Origin of the sequence: Pseudomonas monsensis (assembly GCF_014268495.2) — a bacterium.
In the GTDB taxonomy this organism is placed as follows: domain Bacteria; phylum Pseudomonadota; class Gammaproteobacteria; order Pseudomonadales; family Pseudomonadaceae; genus Aquipseudomonas; species Aquipseudomonas monsensis.
In genome coordinates this window covers 3792386-3815813 of the sequence record NZ_CP077087.1, presented here as the reverse complement: position 1 = coordinate 3815813, position 23428 = coordinate 3792386, and the positions used below count along the sequence as shown (strand labels likewise).

At 60.7% G+C, this 23428-nt stretch carries 21 protein-coding genes; 8 read left to right on the top strand and 13 right to left on the bottom strand.

The genetic code is table 11. The features are described from left to right. The first annotated feature begins 84 nt into the window (after positions 1-84). Positions 85-567: a DUF2867 domain-containing protein gene (locus tag HV782_RS16790; protein WP_186748257.1), complete on the top strand. Its 483-nt coding sequence runs from the start codon at positions 85-87 to the stop codon at positions 565-567. A gap of 50 nt (positions 568-617) precedes the next feature. Here HV782_RS16790 and chrA read toward each other — a convergent pair whose 3' ends face one another. From chrA to HV782_RS16770, 4 genes are all read right to left on the bottom strand, one after another. Continuing rightward, positions 618-1976 (bottom strand): chromate efflux transporter, encoded by a 1359-nt coding sequence (gene chrA / locus HV782_RS16785; RefSeq protein WP_123464233.1) that lies wholly within the window; start codon positions 1974-1976, stop codon positions 618-620. A gap of 158 nt (positions 1977-2134) precedes the next feature. Next, positions 2135-2596 carry a hypothetical protein gene (locus HV782_RS16780; protein ID WP_186748258.1) on the bottom strand — a complete coding sequence of 154 codons (462 nt, stop codon included), beginning with the start codon at positions 2594-2596 and terminating at the stop codon, positions 2135-2137. Between the two features lie 100 nt (positions 2597-2696). Then, complete coding sequence (gene sseB, locus HV782_RS16775; RefSeq protein WP_186748259.1) at positions 2697-3488, bottom strand: enhanced serine sensitivity protein SseB; 792 nt, start codon at positions 3486-3488, stop codon at positions 2697-2699. Between the two features lie 83 nt (positions 3489-3571). Then, a complete protein-coding gene (locus HV782_RS16770) occupies positions 3572-5698 on the bottom strand; it encodes a TonB-dependent receptor family protein (protein WP_186748260.1) in 2127 nt (708 codons plus the stop codon). A 188-nt stretch (positions 5699-5886) separates the two neighbouring features. Between HV782_RS16770 and ppk2 the strand changes: the two genes are divergently transcribed. Then, a complete protein-coding gene (gene ppk2, locus HV782_RS16765) occupies positions 5887-6702 on the top strand; it encodes a polyphosphate kinase 2 (protein ID WP_128614951.1) in 816 nt (271 codons plus the stop codon). Between the two features lie 39 nt (positions 6703-6741). Here the strand turns inward: ppk2 and HV782_RS16760 are convergent, their stop codons facing one another. Further along, complete coding sequence (locus HV782_RS16760) at positions 6742-7575, bottom strand: suppressor of fused domain protein (protein WP_186748261.1); 834 nt, start codon at positions 7573-7575, stop codon at positions 6742-6744. Positions 7576-7838: 263 nt separating this feature from the next. Here HV782_RS16760 and HV782_RS16755 point away from each other — a divergent pair, with 263 nt between their 5' ends. Next, positions 7839-8054 (top strand): hypothetical protein, encoded by a 216-nt coding sequence (locus tag HV782_RS16755; protein ID WP_128615106.1) that lies wholly within the window; start codon positions 7839-7841, stop codon positions 8052-8054. Between the two features lie 50 nt (positions 8055-8104). Here the strand turns inward: HV782_RS16755 and HV782_RS16750 are convergent, their stop codons facing one another. Beyond that, positions 8105-10717 carry a bifunctional diguanylate cyclase/phosphodiesterase gene (locus tag HV782_RS16750; RefSeq protein WP_186748262.1) on the bottom strand — a complete coding sequence of 871 codons (2613 nt, stop codon included), beginning with the start codon at positions 10715-10717 and terminating at the stop codon, positions 8105-8107. Positions 10718-10938: 221 nt separating this feature from the next. On the opposite strand from HV782_RS16750, the gene HV782_RS16745 reads away from it, so the two are divergent. Further along, positions 10939-13143, top strand: a complete 2205-nt coding sequence (locus HV782_RS16745; protein WP_128615104.1) for an OsmC domain/YcaO domain-containing protein — start codon at positions 10939-10941, stop codon at positions 13141-13143. 229 nt (positions 13144-13372) lie between these two features. Here the strand turns inward: HV782_RS16745 and HV782_RS16740 are convergent, their stop codons facing one another. The 3 genes from HV782_RS16740 to HV782_RS16730 form a co-directional block, all read right to left on the bottom strand. Further along, a complete protein-coding gene (locus HV782_RS16740) occupies positions 13373-13867 on the bottom strand; it encodes a PaaI family thioesterase (RefSeq protein WP_128615103.1) in 495 nt (164 codons plus the stop codon). Between the two features lie 8 nt (positions 13868-13875). Next, positions 13876-15033: a GGDEF domain-containing protein gene (locus tag HV782_RS16735; protein ID WP_186748263.1), complete on the bottom strand. Its 1158-nt coding sequence runs from the start codon at positions 15031-15033 to the stop codon at positions 13876-13878. A 108-nt stretch (positions 15034-15141) separates the two neighbouring features. After that, the gene (locus tag HV782_RS16730) at positions 15142-15390 is read right to left on the bottom strand and encodes a hypothetical protein (protein ID WP_128615102.1); all 249 of its coding nucleotides are present in this window, start codon (positions 15388-15390) and stop codon (positions 15142-15144) included. Between the two features lie 169 nt (positions 15391-15559). Between HV782_RS16730 and HV782_RS16725 the strand changes: the two genes are divergently transcribed. The 3 genes from HV782_RS16725 to HV782_RS16715 all read left to right on the top strand — a co-directional run bounded on the left by HV782_RS16725 (position 15560) and on the right by HV782_RS16715 (position 17427). Beyond that, a complete protein-coding gene (locus HV782_RS16725) occupies positions 15560-16204 on the top strand; it encodes an ATPase (protein ID WP_186748264.1) in 645 nt (214 codons plus the stop codon). A gap of 85 nt (positions 16205-16289) precedes the next feature. Then, positions 16290-16631, top strand: coding sequence for a YajG family lipoprotein (locus HV782_RS16720; RefSeq protein WP_186748265.1), 342 nt, complete (start codon positions 16290-16292; stop codon positions 16629-16631). 154 nt (positions 16632-16785) lie between these two features. Next, on the top strand, positions 16786-17427 hold the full coding sequence (locus tag HV782_RS16715; protein ID WP_186748266.1) for a LysE family translocator: 642 nt from the start codon (positions 16786-16788) through the stop codon (positions 17425-17427). Between the two features lie 14 nt (positions 17428-17441). Here the strand turns inward: HV782_RS16715 and HV782_RS16710 are convergent, their stop codons facing one another. From HV782_RS16710 to HV782_RS16695, 4 genes are all read right to left on the bottom strand, one after another. Next, a complete protein-coding gene (locus HV782_RS16710; protein ID WP_123464264.1) occupies positions 17442-18635 on the bottom strand; it encodes a GAF domain-containing sensor histidine kinase in 1194 nt (397 codons plus the stop codon). Positions 18636-18843: 208 nt separating this feature from the next. Next, complete coding sequence (gene yghU, locus HV782_RS16705; protein ID WP_186748267.1) at positions 18844-19683, bottom strand: glutathione-dependent disulfide-bond oxidoreductase; 840 nt, start codon at positions 19681-19683, stop codon at positions 18844-18846. A gap of 59 nt (positions 19684-19742) precedes the next feature. Continuing rightward, complete coding sequence (locus tag HV782_RS16700) at positions 19743-20156, bottom strand: GFA family protein (RefSeq protein WP_123464268.1); 414 nt, start codon at positions 20154-20156, stop codon at positions 19743-19745. 35 nt (positions 20157-20191) lie between these two features. After that, a complete protein-coding gene (locus tag HV782_RS16695) occupies positions 20192-21232 on the bottom strand; it encodes an alpha/beta hydrolase family protein (RefSeq protein ID WP_186748268.1) in 1041 nt (346 codons plus the stop codon). Positions 21233-21580: 348 nt separating this feature from the next. Between HV782_RS16695 and HV782_RS16690 the strand changes: the two genes are divergently transcribed. Beyond that, entirely contained in the window at positions 21581-23368 is a 1788-nt protein-coding gene (locus HV782_RS16690) for a thiamine pyrophosphate-requiring protein (protein WP_186748269.1), read from the top strand. Positions 23369-23428 lie beyond the last annotated feature (60 nt).

Below are 23428 nucleotides of genomic sequence, written 5' to 3'. Positions count from 1 at the left end.
CTCGATCAGGATGGCGTAGCATGGCGCCCTGAACCTTTGCCATTTCATCGCAAAGGGCAATCGAGCCTATGAAAGGGATTATCGTTGGCGACCTCATCACCTGTTCACACCCTGCGGGCTGTGGCCGATCTCGATTACTTTGATCACCGGTCGGTTGTGCTGCCTGTCGAGCTCAGCGCACTTGATGCCTGGAACCACATGACCGCCAAGCCGGGGTTGTTCATGCGCCTGGCGTTTCGCGCGAGGGACGCGATTTCCTCGTTATTCGGGGTCAAGCGTATCGGCGGATTCTCAGGCGCCAGACGCGCAACCGTTGCGGTTGGCGATTCTCTGGATTTCTTTCGGGTGGAGCACTGTGCGCCCGACGTGTTGGTGCTGACCGAACGTGACCGGCACCTGGATGTGATGATTTGCCTTTCGATCGACAAGCGAGTGCTCACGGTCACCTCATCCGTCGTTACCCATAACGCCTTTGGGCGTCTGTACATGCTACCGGTGGGGCTGGCGCACAGAGTGATCGTCAATCGGGATCTGCGTCGGTTGAAGCGCACGCTTGAAGCGCAGTAGTGTGCTCGCTCAAGCTGTGCCCGTGAGGGCGGCGCATTCACGGCTGCCCCCTAGCGCAGCAGATGGACGACCATCCCGACAAGCGCACAGGCCAGCAACACCTGGATAACGCCGCGCTTGAAGCGGAACAAGGCAATCGCCGCCGCGATGGCGATCAGTGCCGAGGGCCAGTCGAGGTGGCCGCTGAATCCCGTTGGCCAGAGCACGTGGTAACCGAAGAAACACGCCAGATTGAGGATCACCCCGACGACGGCGGCCGTTATCGCGGTGAGCGGCGCGGTGAACTTGAGTTCGTTGTGGGTCGATTCCACCAGCGGGCCACCGGCGAGAATGAACAGGAACGAGGGCAGGAAGGTGAACCAGGTCACCAGGGCGGCGGCGACGGCGCCCGCGAGAAAAACCTGATCGGGCCCGAATACCTGCGAGACATACGCCCCGACAAAAGCCACGAACGCCACCACCATGATCAGTGGCCCGGGTGTGGTTTCCCCCAGTGCCAGGCCGTCGATCATCTGTGTCGGGGTCAGCCAGCCATAATGGCTGACCGCGCCTTGGTAAACATAGGGCAGCACCGCGTAGGCACCGCCGAAGGTCAGCAGTGCGGCTTTGGTGAAGAACCAGCTCATCTGGGTCAGCGTGCCTTCCCAGCCAAAGAGCGTGGTCAGGATTGTCATTGGCAGCGCCCACAGTGCGGCGCCGGTCAAGGTAATTGCCAGCAGCTTCAGCCAGTTGAATCGGGCATGATCAGGTGGAGGCGTGTCGTCGTCGATCAACGCCGGGCCGTAGGATTTTTTTGCGGCGCTGTGGCCGCCGGCTCTGAACTTCTCGGGTGCCAGGCGCCCGCCGACGTAGCCGATCACTGCTGCGCCCAGGACGATCAGCGGAAATGGCACATTGAGCGCGAAGATCGCAGTAAATGAGGCTGCCGCAATCGCCCACAGCCAGTTGTTCTTCAATGCCCGCGAGCCGATGCGATGCGCCGCCTGGACCACAATCGCGGTCACGGCGGGTTTGATCCCGTAGAAAATCCCGGCCACCGCCGGCACTTCGCCGAAGGCGATGTACATCCATGACAGCGCGATCAGGATGAACAGCGAAGGCAGCACGAACAGTGCGCCTGCAATCACCCCGCCCCAGGTTCGGTGCATGAGCCAGCCGATGTAGGTCGCCAATTGCTGGGCTTCTGGCCCGGGCAGCAACATGCAGTAGTTCAGCGCATGCAGAAAGCGGCGCTCGGAAATCCAGCGCCGGCGCTCTACCAGCTCCTGATGCATGATCGAAATCTGACCGGCCGGTCCGCCGAAGCTGATGAACCCCAGCTTCAGCCAGAACCAGAACGCCTCGCGCAGGCTGATCGGCTGGGGCGTCGACAATGGCTCGCCGGACGCGGGTACGCAAACCTTATTCATGGGGGCGCTTCTCCGTCACAAACCCGGCCATTTGCGCAATAAGGTCAGGGCTTCACCGCGAAAACGCAAACGCTTTCACGGCTGCCCAGTAACTTTTTGCATGACCGCGGATGGCAGGCGAGACGGCGTTGATCGCGTGTGCGGCGCTGTCCTGATCCTCAGTCGTCCATCGTGCTCAGCACTTCCCCGGTGGCAGCATCTTCGAGCCAGACTTTCAGACGATTGAGGCCCACGTATTTCGAGCGGGCCATGATTTTCTGCCCCGGCTTGCCGTCGAACTTCAGGTCCGCAAACAGAAATTGTCGCGGCAGGCGGTATTCCAGCTGAATGGTGTAGGTGCCCGGCTTGAGCACCGCGCGCTGCGGGGAGTCGTTCTTGTAGTAGTACGTGGAAAAGGGAATGTTGCCGACTTTTTCGTCGTTGATCCGGATGATGTTCAGGTCCGGCTGCAGATCGGCGAAGTGGCGCTGGGGACGGCCGGCATAAGTGTCGGTTTCGACGACGGTATAGCGCGATTCGTCGACCGCCGTGACAGCACCGACGTTGGAATACGCGGGCATTTCCGCACAACCTTGCAGGCATAGCAGGGCGGCAACGAGAGGAAGCAGGATTTTATTCATCAATGGAACCCGATTGACTTTGATGTTGTACAACCAACAGTGATTTTGCAGGTCCGCTACAGGCGGGCCTAGGCGAAGAAAACGTCAACGACAGTCGCTCTCACGCCCGGCCAAAACCAAGGAATGACAGCAGTTTGTTGCCCGCTTTGCGTTCGTAGAAGGGTGTGGTTTGCGTGAGGAAGTACTCGCTCAGCCCCGTCTCGCCGGGACACACGCGACACAGATCAACGGCTTCGCCAGCCGGTGCCGTATCTGCCGCGACGTTCCCCGCTTCGCGCATGACCTGCTCGAAGTCGCCCTCGACCTCAATTCCCACGATCAGGTGCGGTTTTTCATCTAGCGAGGTGTCGTGCATCAGCGCGAGAAAAGCGCGCTTCACGTTGCGGTGTTTGGCCAGTAACTGCGTCAGCGAGTTGACCAGGGTTGACGGGTAATGCGCAGGCTGGCCGAGCAATACGCTGGTTTCTTTTTCGACAGTGCGCGAGGTGGCTTTCTGGCCGACTTCATCGCTGAGCAGATTGCGCACTTCTTCGGGGAAAAACTCTTTGCCATAAAGCGACTTGGGATTCAGGAACAGATGCGCACCCTGGGTCATCTCGAACAGGGCCCTGGCGGGCAGCTCCAGATAACTTTCCTCGCCGTCGATTGATTGTTGCAGCGTTGCCAGCGACGAAAAGAACGGAATGACCGACGTGCCGTCCGCTTTCTGCCAATGGGCGATGCTGACGTTGCTGCCGGCCTCGAGATTGACCAGGCCGTCCGCTGTGCCCGTCGTGCCGAGGATATAAACCGGTGAGTTCAACAAAGTCTTGAAGAACTCGGGACGATGCGCCGGTTCGTCGGCGGCCAGCCTGAGGCTCGTTTCGAGTGGGTTTTCTGACGGTGTGTCCATGATGTCTGTCCGTGACTCTCTGAAAAATGATCGGCAAAGAGCAAGCCAAAGGAACGCAGCGTTACGCAGAGCTTGCCGGTGGGTCAGAGCAGATTCCACGACACGCCGAGGTAAACCCCCATGCCTTCACCCGGTGTCGAACGCGCGGCGTCCAGTCCTTTATCGTCATATCCCGGCGTAACTGTAGCGGCGTAGTGTTGGTTGGTCAGATTGCGCATGTCCAGCCACGTCTGCCAGTCGCCCTTGGGCGCGTTATAGCCCAGCGTTGCGCCGAACAGCGCATAGGGATCGGCGTAGTAACTGTTGGCGTAATCCACGGCGACTTTCGATACCAGTTGCGTATTGAGCGCCGCGAAGAAGCCCTGTGGCCAGTCATAGCGCAACTCACCCTGGTAGTAGTGCATTGGCAGCCCCGGCAAGCGGTTGTCGCCGAAGCGATCATCATCGCGATAGTGGAAGTCGCTGAAGGTGTAGGCCTGGCGCAGGCTCAACCGGCGACCATCAGCGGCGGACCAGAGTTTGCTGTTCAGGCTTGCCTCGACCCCTTGGTGAACGGTAGGGCTGGCATTGAGTTCGTAAGGCGTGACGGCGTTGGCGTCCGGCAATACCGACAGCAATTCGTGGCGCACTTGCGCGTAGTACCACGCCAGACTCCACTCACCGGCGGCACTCTCGCCACGTCCGCCCAGTTCAAGGGTGGTAGCGGTCTGGTTTTGCAGCTTGATCGGGTCTTTTTGCGTGCCGGTCGCCGCGCCGCTATCAAACGGGAAACGTACATTGGAGCTGTAGATCAGCGACCACGGGTGCGGCGCTTCGACCGAGCGGCTGAGGTTGCCGAACAGTTGCAAGTCCGGCGTGACCTGATAGCGCAGGCCGATGCGCGGCGCGTAATCCCAGTCGTTCATGCTGGTTTTGCCGCCGCTTTGCGGCAGGGTCACGGCGCTTTCGCGGCGGGTGTAGATTGCCGCGAGGCCAGTGGTCAGCCACAGGTCATCGGCGATTTCCAGGTCGTTGCCGGCGTGCAGAACGGTGTCCGAACCTTGATAGGTGAAGTTGCGCATGTGTGTGCCCGGTGCGTAACCGGCGGTGTTTCCAGTCGGTATGCGCACCAGTTCGCTGGCGCCGTCATTGGGCAGGTGTTTGGTCACGCGCAGGCCAACGGTGCTGCGGCTTTCCATGCCGAAAATCGTGTCACGGCGTTTGTAGTCGAACGTGCCGCTGACGTCGGTATAGGCGACTTTCAAGCGGTTCGGGCCTTCGCGCAGATCCATCGGGTAATCGTGGTAGACGAGGCCGGTCTGAATGCTCGAATCGTCGTCGATGTAGTAGGTGGTCTTGTTGCCGATGAAGGTGCTGCCCGGCTGCTTGCGGCTGTCGTCACGCGCCACATAGGACGGATTGGCCGCGCGAGGCGAGTGTTCGATGGAGTGCTTGGTCACACGGCCGGCGAGGTCGTTGTCGGTTTCGCGGTAACGGATGTAGAAGCGCGTTTCCAGGTTCGGATTGAAGCGATAACCGAAGTTGGCGATTACGCCTTTGCTCTCGCTGGCGGTGTGATCCTGATAGCCGTCGGCGTTGGCATCGGTCAGCGACACGTAGTAATCGAAATCGCCCAGCACTTGCCCGGAGCTGACCTGGCGCTGCTGATAGCCGTGGCTGCCGGTGGCGTAGCGCACTTGCAGCTTCGGCGCGTCGTAGCCGGTGTGGCTGACGTAGTCGATGGCGCCGCCCAGCGCCAGAGAGCCCCGGTCAAAGCCGTTGGCACCGCGCAACACTTCAACGTGATCGACCCACAGCGGTTCGAGCAATTCGTAAGGCGTGCCACCGGGGCCCGTCAGCGGCAAGCCGTCGAGCATCGTGTACAGCCCCGACGCGTGTGCGCCCGGCGCCCGGTTGATGCCCGAACCGCGGATGGAAATCTTCACGCCTTCGTTGCCCGCCGACTGCGCATACACACCCGGCTGATACGCCAGCACATCCTGGTTGCTCGCCACGCGACCCTGCAAGGGCTGGCGCATGTCGACCACATTGGTGCCGCCGGGCACCTGTTCGAGGCGGGCCCTGGCCTCTTCAATCGAAGCGTCCGCAGCGTTTTGATCCTGCGCCGAAATCAGCACTTGCCCCAGTTCCAGACCTTGAGTCTCGGCCAGTGCCGGGCAGGCGAGGGCGAGGCCCAGCAGGGCGGCGGGCAGGGATTTGGACGCGGACATCGAGAAAACTCCAGGCAGAGGGGAACGGGCAATGAACAGTGCGACGCAAGAAAGATCCAGGGAAACACATGGCGACTGTGCTTTTTTGCCAGGCCATGGCAAACGGCCGGTCATGAACTAACCTCACGTGTCTGGATTGCCCGGTCAATCAACATTTCATTGCGGTCGTGTTTCATGAGGGCTCGGTCATGGCAAAAGACAAAAAGAAGGCCGCCAAGGCATCTGAACGTCCGAAGTTGAACAACAAGGACTACCTTGCGCAGTTGCGCAAGCTGCACGTCGAACTGGTCAAGTTGCAGGAGTGGGTCATTGCCAGCGGCGCCAAGGTCTGCATCGTGTTTGAAGGCCGCGACGGCGCCGGCAAGGGCGGGGTGATCAAGGCGATCACCGAGCGCGTCAGCCCGCGGGTCTTTCGTGTGGTGGCGCTGCCCGCGCCGACCGACCGTGAAAAGAGCCAGATGCACGTGCAGCGTTACCTGCCGCATTTACCGGCGGGTGGCGAAGTGGTGATTTTTGATCGCAGCTGGTACAACCGCGCCGGCGTCGAGCGGGTAATGGGTTTCTGCACCGAGGAACAGGCCGACAAGTTCCTCAACTCCATCCCGTGGGTGGAGCACACGATCGTCCAGTCTGGCGTGATCCTGCTCAAGTACTGGCTGGAAGTCAGCCCCGAAGAACAGACCCGCCGGCTTGAGGCGCGGATCAACGACGGGCGCAAGATCTGGAAACTGACCCCAATGGATCTCAAGTCCTACAGCCGCTGGTACGACTACTCACGAGCGCGGGACGAAATGTTCAAGCGCTCCGACACCGAACACGCACCGTGGCTGGTCGCCGATTCCAACGACAAGCGCCGGGCACGCCTGAACATCATCACCGATCTGCTCAGTCGCATTCCGTATGAAGACGTGAAGCGCGAGAAGGTGACGCTGCCCAAACGGCAGAAACCGGGCAACTACGAAGAACCGAACTATCCATACCGGCGGGTCGCAGAACCCTACTGAGAGGGAGGCCACTTGCCGGCGGTCAAGTGGCGCATTGGCTCAGACAACGCTGGCGCGGGTCAGGCTGCTGACGTGTCCGATGCCCGCCGCCTTCAATCGGTCGATCAGGTCATTGCGAGCATTTTGTCCGCCCGCCCGGATGTACTCCAGCTCCGCGGCGGTGATCAACATCACACTGACCAGCTTGACGGGCGATAACGGCATGTCATCGATTTGTGTGGAGAAATCCGCTTGCGGCGCGCCGAGCAGCATGCCGGTCATGTCGTCCTCGGTGACGAAGCGGGCTGGCAACTGATCGCACATGTAGTCCGATTGACTGAAGCCCGGAATTTCGAATGACATCGAGCCGTATTTCTCCAGCCGGTGGGTAAGTCCACCGGCGTGCGCCACTTCTCTGGCCAGGTGTTTCAACAATTCGAAAGCCCAGCTGCGTGTCAGTGGATAAACGTCGCCCGTGGCACCGCGCGCATGTTCGGGAATATCTGCGGTTTCGATGAACAATTCCATTTCAAAACCGTTGCCCAGGCCTTCGACACCGTCGAACGGGTCCGACATGCCTTCGGTAGCGAGGATGATCGAATCGGCACGACGCACCACACGATACGCCTGACGGGTCGATGGCCAGTCCGGGCCGCCCATCAAACTCGGGCTGATCGCGTAGCCCAGGACATCGCTTTCACTGACGCCGACGCTGTTCCAGTGCCGGTCCAGGCATTTCTGACTGGCCTCTCGCAGGGCCAGGTTGGCCTTTTCTGCCTCGCTCAGGTCGTCATAAGAGAAGGTTTCGTAGGGTTCCTCTGTATGTTCCAGTGCTGGAGCAGATTCAGTGACCGGTGTTTTCCGTGAGGCGAAGAGTTTTTTAAAAAAATGCACAGGCGTTCCTTGCGTCATCGTGATGATTTTGCCGCATGGCAGGATCCGGCAGATTCTCGCATCGGATCACATGGATTGGCCAATTGCCTGTAATCAGTCGGTAGGCGGAATTCGCCACAAAGACTTCAAAACCCTCGGGCGCGATGTTGCTTGAAGCGCGTGGCGCAGAGAATTTGTCCGGCAGCGCTTCCATCCGTCGCCCGCGCTGAACCTCGGTGATCTCGCGTCTTTCTACCAAGGGAGTCCTTCACGAGAACACGTTTATGTTCAATCAGCAAAAACAGGCATCCCTCGCGGCATGGCGCAAACTGGCGACACAGGCGCAAATGCGCCTCGACCCGGAGCAGCAGTACGACGAGTTGCTCAAGGCAGCCGATGAAATGGAGGAGCAGGGCCTGATCACCAGTGCCGAGTGGCGGCAACTGGTGCGTGATGCCGGTAGCGTGTTCACTCGCAATACGCCGCGCACAGAGGGTTGAGCGCACACCTGCAGGGTCTGCGTTATTCGACAGACACAGTGAGTGGCCGCTCAGGTGACGCGGCCTTTTTTGTGGGCTGGCTGGTCTGTTCTGGACATTTGCAACAGCTGCGCAAACGCCACTTTGTCGATCGGCCGGCTCATGAAGTAACCCTGCACTTCATTGCATTGATCCTTGCCGAGTATCGCCAGTTGTTCCTCGGTCTCGACGCCTTCGGCGGTCACCGTCAGGCCCATGGCTTTGCCCAGGCCGATGATCGCCTGTACCACTGCGCGATCGTTGGCACCGCTGCTGATCGAGGCAATGAAACGCTTGTCGATCTTGATTCCGTCGAACGGATAGGCGCGCAGATAGCCGAGGGATGAGTAGCCGGTGCCGAAATCGTCCATGTTCAGGCGCACGCCCAGTTCCTTGAGCGCATTCATGGTGGTCAACGCGCAGTCGGTGTCGTTGAGCATCACGTTTTCGGTGATCTCCAGTTCCAGGCGACTGGCCGGGAAGCGGGTTTCGACCAGTATTTCGCGGACATCCTCGACCACGTCGCTGACGGCAAATTGCGCCGGCGACAGGTTGACCGACAGCAGAATGTCCGGCGGCCAGGCCAGCGCGGTTTCGCAGGCTTCGCGCAAGACCCAGCGGCCAAGCGGGACGATCAGATCGGTCTGTTCCGCCAGGGCAATAAACACATCCGGTCCGAGCAACCCCTGAGTCGGGTGCTGCCAGCGCACCAGTGCCTCGACCGAGACGATCTGCTTGCCGTCGACCTTGTAGCGCGGCTGATAGTGCAGGACGAACTCGTTGTGTTTGAGCGCATGGCGCAGGTCATTTTCCATTTGCCGGCGGGTCTGGATCTGGTCGCTCATGTGCGCTTCGAAATAACACCAGGTGTTCTTGCCCTCGGACTTGGCCTGATACAGAGCGATGTCGGCGTAGCGGATCAGGTCGCCGGGCACGTATCCGTGGCGACGGCTGAGGGCGATGCCGATGCTGGCGCCGATGTGCAGCGGATGGTGCTCGAAGACCACCGGTTGATGCAGGCTGCCGATCAGGCGCGTGCAGAATTTGTCGATTTCAGCGTGGCTGTCCATGCCGTTGAGCACCACGACGAACTCGTCGCCACCGAGCCTTGCGACGATGTCATTGTCGCGGGTGCTTTCGCGCAGACGCGTGGCGACCTCTTGCAGCACGGCGTCGCCCGCCGGATGACCAAGTGAATCGTTGATCGGCTTGAAGTTGTCGAGGTCGATCATCAGCAGCGACAGGGCCGGGGCGTGCTCCTTGAGCAGCAGCGCGTCATCCAGATAGCGCGCCAGTTTGTTGCGGTTGGGCAGGCCGGTCAGCGCATCGTGCAGGGACAGGTGCTGGATCTGCGCATGGGCGGCCACTTCGTCAGTGATGTCACTGGCAGTGCCGCGATACCCGACAACGGCGTGCTGGTCGAAGATCGGCCGTGCGGAAAGTCGGCAATGACGTTGCTCGCCGGAGTGATCGCGGTAGGTGCAACGCAGGTCGCTGGTATTGGTTTGCTCGGTCAGTGCCCGCAGCCACAGTTCCAGCGGAGTGGTGTCGCAGAACAGCAGTTGGCCGATGTCCTGGCCTAGCCAAAAATCCTGCGGATAACCGGTCACTTCGCTGAACCGCGCCGATAGATAAGTCAGCGACAGCGCCCGGTCGACTTCCCAGATCCAGTCCGACGCGGCTTCCGCCACCGCCCGAAAACGTTCCTCACTGGCTTCCAGTCCGCGATTGGCGCTTTCCAGTGCGAGGTTCGAGGCTTGCATCACGGCAAAGCTTTGGTCGACATATTGCGAGGAGCGCAACGCATGGCGAAAGAAATACGCGGTGAGCAGCATCAGCACCAGCATGGTTACGCCGAGGGGGGGCAACAATGACCACAACAAGCGCTGACCGGGTTGCTCCAGATCGGCGATAAGGCTGTAACCGGTGTTGTCCAGCGCCACCCTGGGCCGGTCGCGGGCCAGCGTTTCATCCGGGGCGAGGGTCAGATTGCTCAAGCCATAGCCGCTGCCGAGCGCGCGCAGTTTGGTCGGGGTGAGTTTGTCGACAAACACCAACACCGAGGTTTTCCGTGGATCGCCCAACGGCCGCGCATCATTGGGAATGATCGCCGCCGCCGACACCAGCGCCGGCCAGCCTTCGAACAACGAGTAAACGCTGACGGGAATGCTCAAGTCGCTCTGGCCCTGCACCTGTTCGACCAGCGTTGCGGCGGGGATTTGCAGAAATTCGGAGACGTCGCTGTCGAGCAATTGGCCGCGCACCACCGCATACCGGGTACGCTCGCGGTCGAGGACGAACACGCCGTCATAGCCGTCATTGGTGAACAGGGTTTTGCCGACGTTCTGCTCAGTGAACGCCCAGTTGATATCCACCGGGTTGCTCAGATGTTCATAGGCGGTGGTCCAGTTGGCGTAACTGGAGATGTAGTTCTTCGACGCGGTCATGCGGTTTTCCAGGGCGCGGGCCGAGTAAAACCGGGTTTTGCTGATTTCTTCGGTGTCGAGACGATTGGCGATGCCGAGCAAGGCAACGCTCGCGGCGATCACGCCGGCGACGAACAGCGCGCCGACAGCGATGGCCAGGCGCCGGGTCACGGCGTTTTGCCGGGGTGGAAGGGGCGCCGCATAACTGGAAATATCCATGTGCTCGTCCTTGATCCGCAGTCTTCTGAATCTAGAACAATGGCGCGCACGCAATGTTCCGACTCTTCTACGCACTGTCCTCAAAAGCGTAGTGAAGACGGCGCAATTTGCCTCTTCAACAGCGGCTTGCCGATCAGCGGCGATTCCCGAAAGCACAAGACTTCCCGCGTAAAAACCGGATAATGGCGGCCATTCGTTTAGCCGTATTCTGGTAATCCCGCATGGAAATCAAGGTCAATTTTCTCGACAACCTTCGACTTGAAGCCAAGTTCGACGACTTCACGGTGATCGCTGATCAGCCCATTCGCTATAAGGGCGATGGCTCGGCACCGGGGCCGTTCGACTACTTTCTGGCGTCGTCGGCGTTGTGCGCGGCTTACTTCGTGAAGTTGTACTGCGACACGCGCAACATCCCCACCGAAAACATTCGCCTGTCGCAGAACAACATCGTCGACCCGGAAAACCGCTACAACCAGATCTTCAAGATCCAGGTCGAGTTGCCGGCAGACATCTCCGAGAAGGATCGTCTGGGCATTCTGCGGTCGATCGACCGCTGCACAGTGAAGAAGGTCGTGCAGACCGGCCCCGAGTTCGTGATCGAGGAAGTCGAAAACCTCGACGCCGATGCCCAGGCCTTGCTGATGCCGCATGCGGGCTCCGAGGCCGGCACCTGCATTGCCGGCAAGGACCTGCCGCTGGAACAGACCATCGCCAACATGTCGGGCATCCTCGCCGACCTGGGCATGAAGATTGAAATCGCCTCGTGGCGCAACATCGTGCCCAATGTCTGGTCGCTGCATATCCGCGATGCGCATTCGCCGATGTGCTTCACCAACGGCAAGGGCGCGACCAAGGAAGGCGCCCTGGCGTCGGCACTGGGCGAATTCATCGAGCGCTTGAACTGCAACTTCTTCTACAACGACCAGTTCTGGGGCGAAGAGATCGCCAATGCCGAGTTCGTGCATTACCCGGACGAGCAATGGTTCAAGCCCGGCCCGCAAGACGAGCTACCGGCCGAAATCCTCGACGAATACACCCTGAAGATTTACAACCGCGATGGCGAGTTGCGCGGTTCGCACCTGTACGACACCAACTCAGGCAACACCCAGCGTGGCATCTGCTCGCTGCCGTTTGTGCGTCAGTCGGACAATGAAGTGGTGTACTTCCCGTCCAACCTCATCGAAAACCTCTACCTCAGCAACGGCATGAGCGCTGGCAACACCCTTGCCGAAGCACAGGTGCAGTGCCTGTCGGAAATCTTTGAGCGCGCGGTCAAGCGCGAAATCCTTGAAGGCGAAATGGCCCTGCCGGATGTGCCGCAGGAAGTGCTGGAGAAATACCCGAGCATCCTCGCCGGCATCAAGGGCCTGGAAGAGCAGGGCTTCCCGGTGCTGGTCAAGGATGCGTCGCTGGGCGGTGAGTTCCCGGTGATGTGCGTGACCCTGATGAACCCGCGCACCGGCGGCGTGTTTGCCTCGTTCGGCGCGCATCCGAGCCTGGAAGTGGCGCTGGAACGCAGCCTGACCGAGTTGCTGCAGGGCCGCAGTTTCGAAGGTTTGAACGACTTGCCGCAGCCGACCTTCTCCGGGCAGGCCGTGACCGAGCCGAACAACTTCGTCGAGCACTTCATCGACTCCAGCGGTGTGGTGTCGTGGCGCTTCTTCAGTGCTAAACCGGACTTCGAATTCGTCGAGTGGGACTTCTCAGGCGATGGCGAAAACACCAACGCCGAAGAAGCCGCGACCCTCTTCGGTATCCTCGAAGACATGGGCAAGGAAGTCTACATGGCCGTCTACGAGCACATCGGTGCCAAGGCCTGCCGCATTCTGGTGCCGGACTACTCGGAGATCTACCCGGTCGAAGACCTGATCTGGGACAACACCAACAAAGCCCTGCAATTTCGCGCCGACATCCTCAACCTGCACAACCTGAGCAAAGTCGGCCTGCGCAACCTCGCCCAAGGCCTGGAAAACAGCGAACAGGACGATTACACCGACATCACCACCCTGATCGGCATCGAGTTCGACGACAACACGCCGTGGGGCAAACTGACCATCCTCGAACTGCGCCTGCTGATCTACCTCGCCCTGCAGAAGTTCGAACAGGCCAAGGATCTGGTCGAAGCCTTCCTGCAGTACAACGACAACACCGTCGAACGCGGCTTGTTCTATCAAGCCGTCAACGTCGTGCTGGAGATGGAACTGGACGAGGATCTGCAGCTGGAAGACTACGAAGCCAACTTCCGCCGCATGTTCGGTGATGAGCGCATGGACGCAGCGATTGGTTCGGTCAACGGCAGCGTGCGGTTCTACGGGTTGACGCCGACCAGCATGAAGCTGGAAGGGCTGGATCGGCATTTGCGTTTGATCGAGAGCTACAAGAAGCTGCATTCGGCGCGGGCGAATGTGGCAGGTCTAACTGGATGACAGTTGTCATCCAGGCTTGAGCAGAAAACCTGTGACGAGGAGCTTGCCAGCTCGGCACAGGTTTGCGGCTTAACTGATCGCCTGAAGTCTGATTGGGTTCAACAAGCGGTCACGCCGTGGTTGCTGTTCTCCCACGTTTTCTTAAATGACGCTCGCCGATCGCGAGCGTTGTGTAGTTGACGACGCCTGCTGTGGACGGTTCGCCAATCCCGGCAGGTTTCGCCAGCTTTTATCGACCGTGCGCCGCGTTGGCCAATGCCCCCGTATCCACCCGTACAAACACCGAGTCGCCCACCGCAGTCAGCACATCCCCCGCATACACCTCGCATATCACCCGGGTCTTGCGCCCGACGTCACCCTCGACTTTCGCTCGCAAACTCAGCGGTACGCCCATCGGTGTCGGCTTGATGAATTTGATGCCGAGGTTGCCGGTCACGCAGTCGATGCGCGGCAGGCTTCCGGGTTCGCGGTTTTCCGTGCGGTAGTGGTAGGCCATCGCCGTCCAGTTGGAATGGCAGTCGACCAGCATCGCAATCAATCCGCCGTAGACCAGGTCCGGCCAGCCGCAGTATCTGGCGTCCGGCACATGTTCGGCGAGCACGTGCACACCGTCTGCATGCCAGCGGCTTTTGATGTGCAGGCCGTGGGGATTGCGGTCACCGCAGCCGTAGCAGACGCCTTCGGGGGCCGCGAGGTCTTGCAGGGGGGTGTCGAGTTCAGACATGGGATTGCTCATCCTGGAGTGGGAAGCCCGGTCAGGCGCAGGCGATTGCGCCCGCCGCGTTTGGATTCGTAGAGTGCGGCGTCGCCTTGTTCGATCAGCGCGGTAAGGCTGGCGGGTGGCTGTTCGAACAGGTTGGCGCCGATGCTCAGCGTGACCGCCGCGGGCGTGGGGAAAGTCTGTGAAGTCATGCCGAGAAACTGTTCACGCAGGGCGTTGCCCAGTTCGACGACGCGTTCGCCGGAAGCATCATTTAGCAAAATGACGAACTCGTCGCCGCCCAGTCGCGCCGTCAGCGCATGGCGTGGCAGCAGCGAGCGGATCATCTCGCTCAAGGCGATCAGCAATCGGTCGCCGGCGGTGTGGCCGTACTGGTCGTTGACCAGTTTGAAGTTGTCGATGTCGATCAGCAGCAGGGCGCCGGGGCATTCGGGCGAGGCTTGCGTCAGCAGGCGCGGTGCGCGTTTTTCAAGGGCGCGGCGGTTGTACAGGGCGGTCAGCGGATCGCGCTCGGCCAGCCGGGCGATCTGTTTTTCCCGGCGGTAGCGCTCGGTGCCGGTCATCGACAGAGCGATCAACATGATCGCCATCGTGCCTTCGACCAGCGAAATCTGGATGATCTCGCCGCGAAACGCCGCCAGATCGATCAGCGTGCCGGGGATCACCACGGTCAACGCCTTGGCGACATAGAAAATCCCGTGAGCCAGCAGCACGTAACGCAGTTGCACCGCGCCAACGCTCAGTGATTTGCCGTGGGGGCGCAGGAGAAAACTGGCCTTGAGGGTCGAGAGCGCCACCAGCAGCGAGTTGGCCGCGAGCATGACCTTTGACCATAGCGGCCCCTCCGGCAGTAACAACATGACCAGCCAGGCGACGAAGATCAGCGACCAGGTGCGTGACAGCCGCGTCTGGGTGAAGCGTGCGACGCCGAGCAGGAACAGGAAATGCGCGGTCACCAGCAGGCCGTTGGCGAACCAGATGCCGATCAGCAAAAGGCCGTTGCTGCGCAGCAGGGCCAGAGTGGAACCCACGGTAATCGTGGCGAACCCGGCGCTCCAGAACAACAGGGAAGGTTCACGGATGCTGCGCCACTCGATCGCCATATACAGCGCTGCCGCCGCTGCCAGGGCAGTGGAGAGGGTCAACATCGTTGGTGGGTCGAGCGGCATTTCTGGACGAGCCTGTCTGATGGGCGAATAGACGGGCGATTGTAAGCGTTCGAGGCCGTTTTGGCAGGTGGGGTGGCGCGTGCGGTCGCGGCCACACGCACCGCTCGCTCATGACTTGGGCGCGAGCCAGGTGTCCACCACCCGCCGATCCAGTTCTTCCCAATACGCCATGCCCAGCACTCGCGTGGTGTTCAGGCCGCGCAAGTAGCCGCGCAATTGATTGGCGGTGTCCTGAATAAGCTGCGGGTCGGCGACGGTCTTGTCCAGCAGGACGCTTTCGTACTGGACCAGGTATTCGGCCACACGCTCGCGAAAGTCGGGTAATACGGCGTCTCGGATCAGGTCAAACGTTCTCAAAGAGGGTTCCTCATGCATCTTTTTCTAGTTGTAGTGAGTGTGGATCAGTCTGCACGGCGCGCAACTATTGCTAGAAGTAATAGTGACCATCACGAAACGCAAGTTTTGCTTTGTCGGCAATGGGCGGAAAATCACCCCCATCGAACACGCCGCTCAAGGAATTTGCGCGATGAACACATTGACCCGACTGGTTTTGGTCGCCCTGCTGACGGGCGGAGCTGTTGCCGCTGCACCAGCGTTCGCAGACGACGGCCGGTCATGTCACTTGCAGTCCATCACCGGCAGCAGCGCCACGTTGCAGCACTCGCAAACCGTGGGCGTACTGTACAGCGAGAACACCCTGGACAATCTGCAATACCTCGAGCGCTACCACGACATGGCGCTCAACGGCGCCAAGGGTGCGCTGGACTCGCGGATTCGTGAAGCGTTCGTCGATAGCTCCGACCCGGAACTGGCGATTGACTGGCTGGTGAACTCGTTGCAGCAACAGTTTCTGTCAGTGACCGTCTACGACAGCCTCGATGAGCTGGTTCAGGCCCATCCGGACATCGTGGTGAAGCTCGACACCTTCAACCGCTTGATGACCCAACGCAACAGCCTGGTCGAGGCGCGTTTTACCGCACGCTTCTATGACGCCGACCTGCAATACATCGGCAAGGCTGAAGGCGCCTTGGAAAAACAACTGCCCTCGGCCTGGGTGCATCACCAGGCGCCGCCGCAGATCGCCGCGCAGATCGAGAAGCAGCGAGACCTGCAACTCAATGCGTTGAAACAATTCGATGCATCACTCAAGGCGCTGGTGGCTTCGAGCTGAACCGCAAACCATAAATGGCAATGGCGGCGCGGTGGCGCTGCACCGTTGCCGGTTGAACCGACACTTTATTTTCAGGATTACACCCATGCGCTCTTTATTTGTTCCGGCCCTGGCGGTTTCTTCGTTGCTGCTCGCCGGTTGCGCCTCGGCGCCGAACGACCCGACCCTGACCCTGCAGACCGGCAAGACGCCTGCGCAATACGCCGATTGCGTCGTGCCGAAACTGCGAGGCAGTGCGCTCAGCCCGACCGTTTCGCAGACCCAGCGCAGCTACCGCATCGTAGTGCCGAGCAAGGTTTCGGCGGACAACGTGCTGGAGGCCTACAAGGCCGGCAACGGCGGCAAGGTGTTCATTTATGAACGCCACTTGCTGGCTTCGAACTTCCTGCCTTCGAGTTTTGAACGGGCCGCTCAGGACTGCATCTGATTCCGCCCGATCGACGTTTTTGACAGAGCTCCTTTGGTTGGCCGCAACCAACCAATTTTTTGCCCCGTGCCTTCATTCGGTCGCGGGGCTTTTTTTTTGCCAGCGGGTTTGCCTGAGGTAACATGCCGCCACCCACTTGTTACGAGCATTGAAAATGGATTCTCACTCGATTCTGGCCTTCACCCTGGTCGCTGCGATTGCCATCGCCAGCCCAGGTCCCGCGACGTTGATGGCAATCAACAACAGCCTGGCGCATGGACAGCGCAGCACCATCTGGTCTTCGCTGGGCAATGCCAGCGGTCTGTTCTGCCTGTCGGCAGCGGCGATGCTCGGGTTGGGCGCGCTGTTGGCCAGCTCGGAAATGCTGTTCAACGCAGTGAAGTTCATCGGCGCCGGTTACCTGTTCTATCTCGGGGTCAAGCAACTGCTCAAAAAGGGCCCGATGCTGGCGCAGGGCATTGAAGGCGAGGCCGGCAAGGCTCGGCCGACCCGCGGCAAACTCTACAAATCGGCTTTCCTGACCGCCGTGACCAACCCCAAGGCCACGATGTTTTTCACCGCGTTGTTCCCACAGTTCATTGATCAGAACGCGGCGCTGCTACCGCAATTTCTGATTCTGACCGCCATCTTCATGGCGTTGTCGGTGTCGTCGCTGAGTGTCTACGCCGCATTGGCCTCGCGGGCCAAAGGCGTGCTGACCCGACCGGCGCTGTCGCGTTGGGTCAGCCGGGTGGTGGGCACGACGTTCATTGGTTTTGGTGCGGTGATTCTGACCATGCGCCGCCAGACGGCGTAAGTGCGGACGGCGGTTCAGGCCCACTTGAAGCGCGCCGGGAATCGCGCCACGAAGCAGGTTCCCGCGTCGAGTGTCGAGCTGACCTGCAACGTCCCGTTGTGCGCCGTGGCAATCTGCGACGCGATATACAGCCCCAATCCGAGGCCTTCGCCGCGTTGCCCGGCTTCGGATCGCGAAAACGGTTCGAACAGCAGCGGCATCAGGGCGGCGGGTATCGGCACCCCCTGATTGGTCAGCGAGATCACGATCTCGTCGTTCTGCGCATAAGCCTTGAGGACGATCGGCGTGGCGGTCGAACCGTGCGTCACGGCATTGCCGAGCAGGTTCGACAGTAACTGACTGATGCGCAAGGCATCGCAATGAACACCTGCCGGCAGGTTCAGCGTCGACTCGAAGATGGCGAGGGGATGAGATGCCTGCACCTCGGCAAGGGTCTGTTGCAGGGTCTGCTGCAAGTCATCCACCAGGACGCGCTGTACCGGAATCCCGCCACCGAGCCGGCCGCGGGCAAAATCGAGGATGTTCTCGATCAGCACGCCCATGCGCGTCGAGCTGTTGCGGATCGCCGCTATCAGATTCAGCGAACGTTTTTCTTCGGTCCTGGTTTCCAGCAAGTCGGCACTCATGCGAATCGCGCTCAGCGGCGTGCGCAGGTCATGCCCGAGCACCGCGATGAACTGTTCGCGCAGGCGCCCCAGTTCGTTGGCGTTGTTCAGCTCGACCTTGGTCGCCTCAAGTCGCTTTTGCGTGTCGAGGTTGATCGCAATCAACTGGGCGAAAAGGGTCAGCGTTTTGGCAATGGCCGGTTCGTCGAGGTTCGCCGGTACGGAGTCGATGGCACACAGCGTGCCGAAAAATTCACCGTTGGCTTTGACGATGGGAATGGAGATGTAGCTCTCCAGTCCATAGGTTTTTGGTGTGTGGTGCTGGGAAAAAACCGGATGCGTGCTGGCCTGGCCGAAAATCACCGGTTGCTGGTGCTGGCGGATTTCGTGACAAATGGTCGACTCCAGCACCAGTTCGCCACCGGGTTTGAGGCCGAAATTGATGGAGTCGTCCACCGCGCAGGCCACCCAGTTTTTGTCAGTGACGCGCGCCACGGCGGCGAAGCGCATCCCGGTCAGGTGCTTGACCATGCTCAGGATCATGGGCACCGCGTCGATGCTGCTGATCGCTTCAACGTCGGATGAGAAGGCAGAGTCGGTCATGGCACGGTGCTTTTAAAGGAGGTCGAAACAGAGACTATCGCTTATTGGCGGCCATGACCAATGGCCGCCAAGGCGAATGTGCGGCGGTTGCACGACACGTTCGGATTCAGAACGTGTATCTGGCGGTCAGCATGTCGCTGCGCGGATTGCCACAGTTGTTGATGGGAGTTCCCACTAGGTGTTGTAACCGATGGACGAGTCGTGTGGCTCAGTCGAGGTCGCTGGCCTGATGCCGCTCCGGCACCTGCGACGCTTCATCGCCCCAGGTACGGTTGACCCGTTGCCCACGCATCACTGCCGGCCGCTTGGCGATGTCTTCTGCCCAGCGTTGCACATGGGTGTACTCATGCGCCGCAAGGAATTCCGCCGCCGAATAGACATTGTTCCGCACCAGTTGCCCGTACCACGGCCAGACGGCGATGTCGGCGATGGTGTAGCTGTCGCCGGCCAGATAAGGGCTTTCGGCCAAACGGCGGTCGAGTACATCCAGCTGACGCTTGGCTTCCATGGTGAAGCGGTTGATCGGGTACTCCATTTTCTCCGGCGCGTAGGCATAGAAATGCCCGAAACCGCCGCCCAGATAGGGCGCCGAGCCCATCTGCCAGAACAGCCAGTTGAGGGTTTCGGTGCGGCCTGCCGGGTCCTTGGGCAGGAAGGCGCCGAACTTTTCCGCCAGATACAGCAGGATCGAGCCGGACTCGAATACGCGGATCGGCGGTTCAACGCTGCGGTCGAGCAGCGCCGGGATTTTCGAATTCGGATTGATCTCGACAAAGCCGCTGGAAAATTGATCGCCTTCGCCGATGCGGATCAGCCACGCGTCGTATTCGGCCGCGCTGTGCCCCAGTGCCAGCAGCTCCTCCAACAGGATGGTCACCTTGACGCCGTTGGGCGTGGCCAGTGAATACAGCTGCAACGGATGTTTGCCGACGGGCAAGGTCTTGTCGTGGGTCGGCCCGGCAATCGGGCGGTTGATGCTGGCGAACTGGCCGCCGGACGGGGCTTCGTTTGTCCAGACTTGCGGCGGAACGTAGGGGGCTTTGCTCATGTGGGGGCCTCATCGTTGGCGGGCGGAAGTTATCGATAATAGACAGGTTTGATCAAGGCTTACGGCTGCTGTGGCCATTGATCCTTGATGTCAAACCACGGCGCCTTCGACGTCACCTCGACATGCTTCTGTTTTTCCGTGGTGAACGTCGTGTCCAGCGTCCCCAGCGCGACCGAGATCCAGTCGGCGAACTCACCCTGCTGGCGCGACCAGAACAGCGACGAGCCGCAGTGCAAACAGAACTGGCGCGAGACCGCTTCGGAAGACTGATAGGACTTGATCGCTTCGACGCCCTGTACCACTTGCAGATTCTCGCGCAACACGCTGCCATAACTGGCAAATGCCGCTCCGTGGCTTTTGCGGCACTGGCGGCAATGACAATGAGACAGCGCTTTGGGCCGCGAGCGGATCTGGTAATGGACCGCGCCGCACAGGCAACTGCCGCGAAAGGTCTGGGGGGAGGGCGTCAGCATGCGGGTTTTGGCTCCTTGTGAATCAGGGGAAGGTTTCAGCTGTCGGGTGACTGGGCCAGGAATTCACTGATCAACGAGATCACCTGTCGCTGGATCACCTCGCGGGGGCGATCGTTGCCATCGCCGCAGATAATGCCATCACCCGGCACGTCATCCTCAAGCAGCGCCACCGCGCCAGGTTTGCACACCGCCATAAAACTGAAATGGCTGGCGTCGCTGATTTCCACGTAACGCGAAGATTTTGCCGGCAGGCGTTTGGCAAGGTCGGCAGACTCCAGCCGAGCAGGCAGCTCTGGTGACGGCACGCCGGCAGCAATCACCAGTGTCGGTACCGCCAGCGCCGCCAGACTTGCATCGGTCATGCCCCGTGACAGCCCCAGGTCGAGGGACACCACGGCAGTGACGCGTTTGTCGCGCAAGTCCGTCGCCAGCCGCGCCTTTGAGTCCTCAGTGCTGGCGGGGTTCATCTGTTGGTAAACGGTGCAACTGGCCAACTGCGGATGGACCTTGCAGTCTGCGGCAAAACGCTCGGGGTCGAACCGCGCTCCGGCGACTTCCATGGCGGTCCAGCCGCCGAGAGAGTGTCCCACCACGGCAATTCGAGCCTGCGCGACCGCGCCAAACTTTTCCGGCTGCGCCGCGACGGCGTCGATGGCCCGGCTCAAATCGACCGGACGTTGCCACAACTGTGCCGCCGCTTGCGGGCTGCGGTCGCGGCTGGTTGTGCCGGGATGATTGACCGCCGCCACGATGTAACCCTGATGGGCGAGTGCGCTGGCCAGCCAGGTCTGGTTGATCCAGTTGCCGCCGTAGCCGTGGGAGAGCACCACCAAGGGATGCTTGCCGCCGGCCGGTGGCGCGTCGGGCACGGCCGGGGCGCCGACGAATACCGGGTTGTCGCCGAACAGTCGGGTGGCCGCAGTAGTGGCCGCGGCGGGATACCAGACAACCATCTCCAGTGAACGCTGATGACGCGGGTCCGTCAGCGTGGCGGACTGAAAGCCGACAGGATGATCGTCAGCGAGTGCGTGGGGGATCAGGCAGGTCAGTAGCAGGGCGCCGAGCGCTGTTTTCATGGTTGCTTTCTTCCTTGATGCGTTTTATGGGCGAGCGGCACTTTGACTGAATTCGTGTCCTTGAGCGAGTTTCTTTAGCGGCCCTTCATCAGCGGCCAGTCGTGCAGGCTTTCTTGGTGCTGTGATGGCGCTTCCGGCGTCTTCGCGAACCTGCTCGGGAATGGCCTCGCCACCGATCTGGCAGCTTACCCTGGCCCCGAAAAATCCTGGGTGGCACTGCTCGCCCGGGTCTGATCACTGGCAAATCCATCGAAACTTCGCCGCCGACAACACTGTCCAGACCTTTACACCTTCCGGCCAATGTTCTGCCGGAACAGGCTTATGCATCGGAGAAACGCGAGGATCGAGATGTCGATGGCAGTGGGAGATTTTCTGGTTGAGCGGCTCAGCCAATGGGGCGTCACGCGGATTTTTGGTTATCCGGGGGACGGCATCAACGGCGTGTTCGGCGCGCTTGCCCGGGCCAAGGGGAAAATCGAATTCGTGCAGGCGCGGCATGAAGAAATGGCCGCGTTCATGGCCTCGGCCCATGCCAAGTTCACGGGTGAGCTGGGTGTGTGCATCGCCACTTCCGGTCCGGGTGCCTCGCACCTGATCACCGGATTGTATGACGCGCGCATGGACCATATGCCCGTGCTGGCAATCGTCGGTCAGCAGGCGCGCACGGCGCTTGGCAGTCACTACCAACAGGAACTCGACCTGGTGTCGATGTTCAAGGACGTCGCCGGGGCATTTGTGCAGCAGGCATCGGCGCCTTCGCAAGTGCGGCATTTGCTCGACCGGGCGGTGCGCACGGCAGTGGGCGAACGCCGTGTGACGGCGATCATCCTGCCCAACGATTTGCAGCAACTCGAATACGAAGCACCGGCCCGCGCACACGGCACCGCGCATTCCGGTGTCGGCTACAGCAAGCCGAAAGTCTTGCCTTACGAGGCTGACTTGCAGCGTGCCGCCGAGGTGTTGAACGCCGGGGACAAGGTCGCAATTCTGGTCGGCGCCGGCGCGTTGCAGGCGACCGATGAGGTCATCGCCGTGGCCGAAAAACTCGGTGCCGGGGTTGCCAAGGCACTGCTGGGCAAAGCCGCGTTGCCGGACGATTTGCCTTGGGTCACCGGCAGCATCGGCCTGCTCGGTACCGAGCCGAGCTACAAAATGATGAGCGAGTGCGACACCTTGCTGATGATCGGTTCGGGTTTCCCGTACTCGGAATTTTTGCCCAAGGAAGGTCAGGCGCGCGGCGTGCAGATCGACTTGCAGCCCGACATGCTCAGCCTGCGCTACCCGATGGAGGTCAATCTGCTCGGGGATTCGGCGGAAACCCTGGCGGCGTTGTTGCCGCTGCTTGAACAGAAGACCTCAAATAAATGGCGCAAGAAGATCGAGGGCTGGCGCGGCAGTTGGGAGAAAACCCTGGAAAGACGCGCCATGGCCAAAGCCGATCCGATCAATCCGCAGCGGGTGGTGTATGAGCTGTCGCCGCGTTTGCCGGAGCAGGCGATCATCACCAGCGATTCCGGCTCTTGCGCCAACTGGTACGCCCGCGACCTGAAAATCCGTCGCGGCATGCAGTGCTCGCTGTCCGGCGGCCTGGCCTCGATGGGCGCCGCCGTACCTTACGCCATCGCCGCGAAATTCGCCCACCCGCAGCGCGCGGTGATTGCGCTGGTGGGCGACGGTGCGATGCAGATGAACAACATGGCCGAACTGATCACCGTTGCCAAATACTGGCGGCAATGGGCGAGCCCGAAGTGGATCTGCGCGGTGTTCAACAACGAGGACCTCAATCAGGTGACGTGGGAGCAGCGGGTGATGGAGGGCGACCCCAAGTTCGAGGCGTCGCAAAGCATTCCGGACGTGCCGTATCACTTGTTCGCCATCTCCATTGGCCTCAAAGGGATTTTTGTCGATCGTGACGAAGATGTCGCCGCCGCCTGGGAGCAGGCGCTGGCCTCGGAGGTGCCGGTGCTGATCGAATTCAAGACCGACCCGAACGTGCCGCCGCTGCCGCCGCACATCAAGCTGGAACAGGCGAAAAAATTCGCCACGACCTTGCTCAAGGGCGATCCGGATGAGGCCGGCATCATCGTGCAAGCCGCCAAACAAGTCTTGAGTTCGGTGCTGCCGGGCAAAAAATAAGCGGATAAACCCATAGCGCTGAACCCCTGTGGCGAGGGAGCGTGCTCCCTCGCCACAGGC

Bases quoted from the DNA above. Each gene is read 5' to 3' on its own strand.
- HV782_RS16725 (WP_186748264.1), top strand. From the start codon at position 15,560: ATGAACACATTGACCCGACTGGTTTTGGTCGCCCTGCTGACGGGCGGA.
- HV782_RS16750 (WP_186748262.1), bottom strand. From the start codon at position 10,717: ATGGATATTTCCAGTTATGCGGCGCCCCTTCCACCCCGGCAAAACGCC.
- sseB (WP_186748259.1), bottom strand. From the start codon at position 3,488: ATGGACACACCGTCAGAAAACCCACTCGAAACGAGCCTCAGGCTGGCC.
- HV782_RS16745 (WP_128615104.1), top strand. From the start codon at position 10,939: ATGGAAATCAAGGTCAATTTTCTCGACAACCTTCGACTTGAAGCCAAG.
- chrA (WP_123464233.1), bottom strand. From the start codon at position 1,976: ATGAATAAGGTTTGCGTACCCGCGTCCGGCGAGCCATTGTCGACGCCC.
- HV782_RS16735 (WP_186748263.1), bottom strand. From the start codon at position 15,033: ATGCCGCTCGACCCACCAACGATGTTGACCCTCTCCACTGCCCTGGCA.
- HV782_RS16715 (WP_186748266.1), top strand. From the start codon at position 16,786: ATGGATTCTCACTCGATTCTGGCCTTCACCCTGGTCGCTGCGATTGCC.
- HV782_RS16740 (WP_128615103.1), bottom strand. From the start codon at position 13,867: ATGTCTGAACTCGACACCCCCCTGCAAGACCTCGCGGCCCCCGAAGGC.
- yghU (WP_186748267.1), bottom strand. From the start codon at position 19,683: ATGAGCAAAGCCCCCTACGTTCCGCCGCAAGTCTGGACAAACGAAGCC.
- HV782_RS16695 (WP_186748268.1), bottom strand. From the start codon at position 21,232: ATGAAAACAGCGCTCGGCGCCCTGCTACTGACCTGCCTGATCCCCCAC.
- HV782_RS16755 (WP_128615106.1), top strand. From the start codon at position 7,839: ATGTTCAATCAGCAAAAACAGGCATCCCTCGCGGCATGGCGCAAACTG.
- HV782_RS16720 (WP_186748265.1), top strand. From the start codon at position 16,290: ATGCGCTCTTTATTTGTTCCGGCCCTGGCGGTTTCTTCGTTGCTGCTC.
- HV782_RS16780 (WP_186748258.1), bottom strand. From the start codon at position 2,596: ATGAATAAAATCCTGCTTCCTCTCGTTGCCGCCCTGCTATGCCTGCAA.
- HV782_RS16690 (WP_186748269.1), top strand. From the start codon at position 21,581: ATGTCGATGGCAGTGGGAGATTTTCTGGTTGAGCGGCTCAGCCAATGG.
- HV782_RS16710 (WP_123464264.1), bottom strand. From the start codon at position 18,635: ATGACCGACTCTGCCTTCTCATCCGACGTTGAAGCGATCAGCAGCATC.
- HV782_RS16770 (WP_186748260.1), bottom strand. From the start codon at position 5,698: ATGTCCGCGTCCAAATCCCTGCCCGCCGCCCTGCTGGGCCTCGCCCTC.
- ppk2 (WP_128614951.1), top strand. From the start codon at position 5,887: ATGGCAAAAGACAAAAAGAAGGCCGCCAAGGCATCTGAACGTCCGAAG.
- HV782_RS16700 (WP_123464268.1), bottom strand. From the start codon at position 20,156: ATGCTGACGCCCTCCCCCCAGACCTTTCGCGGCAGTTGCCTGTGCGGC.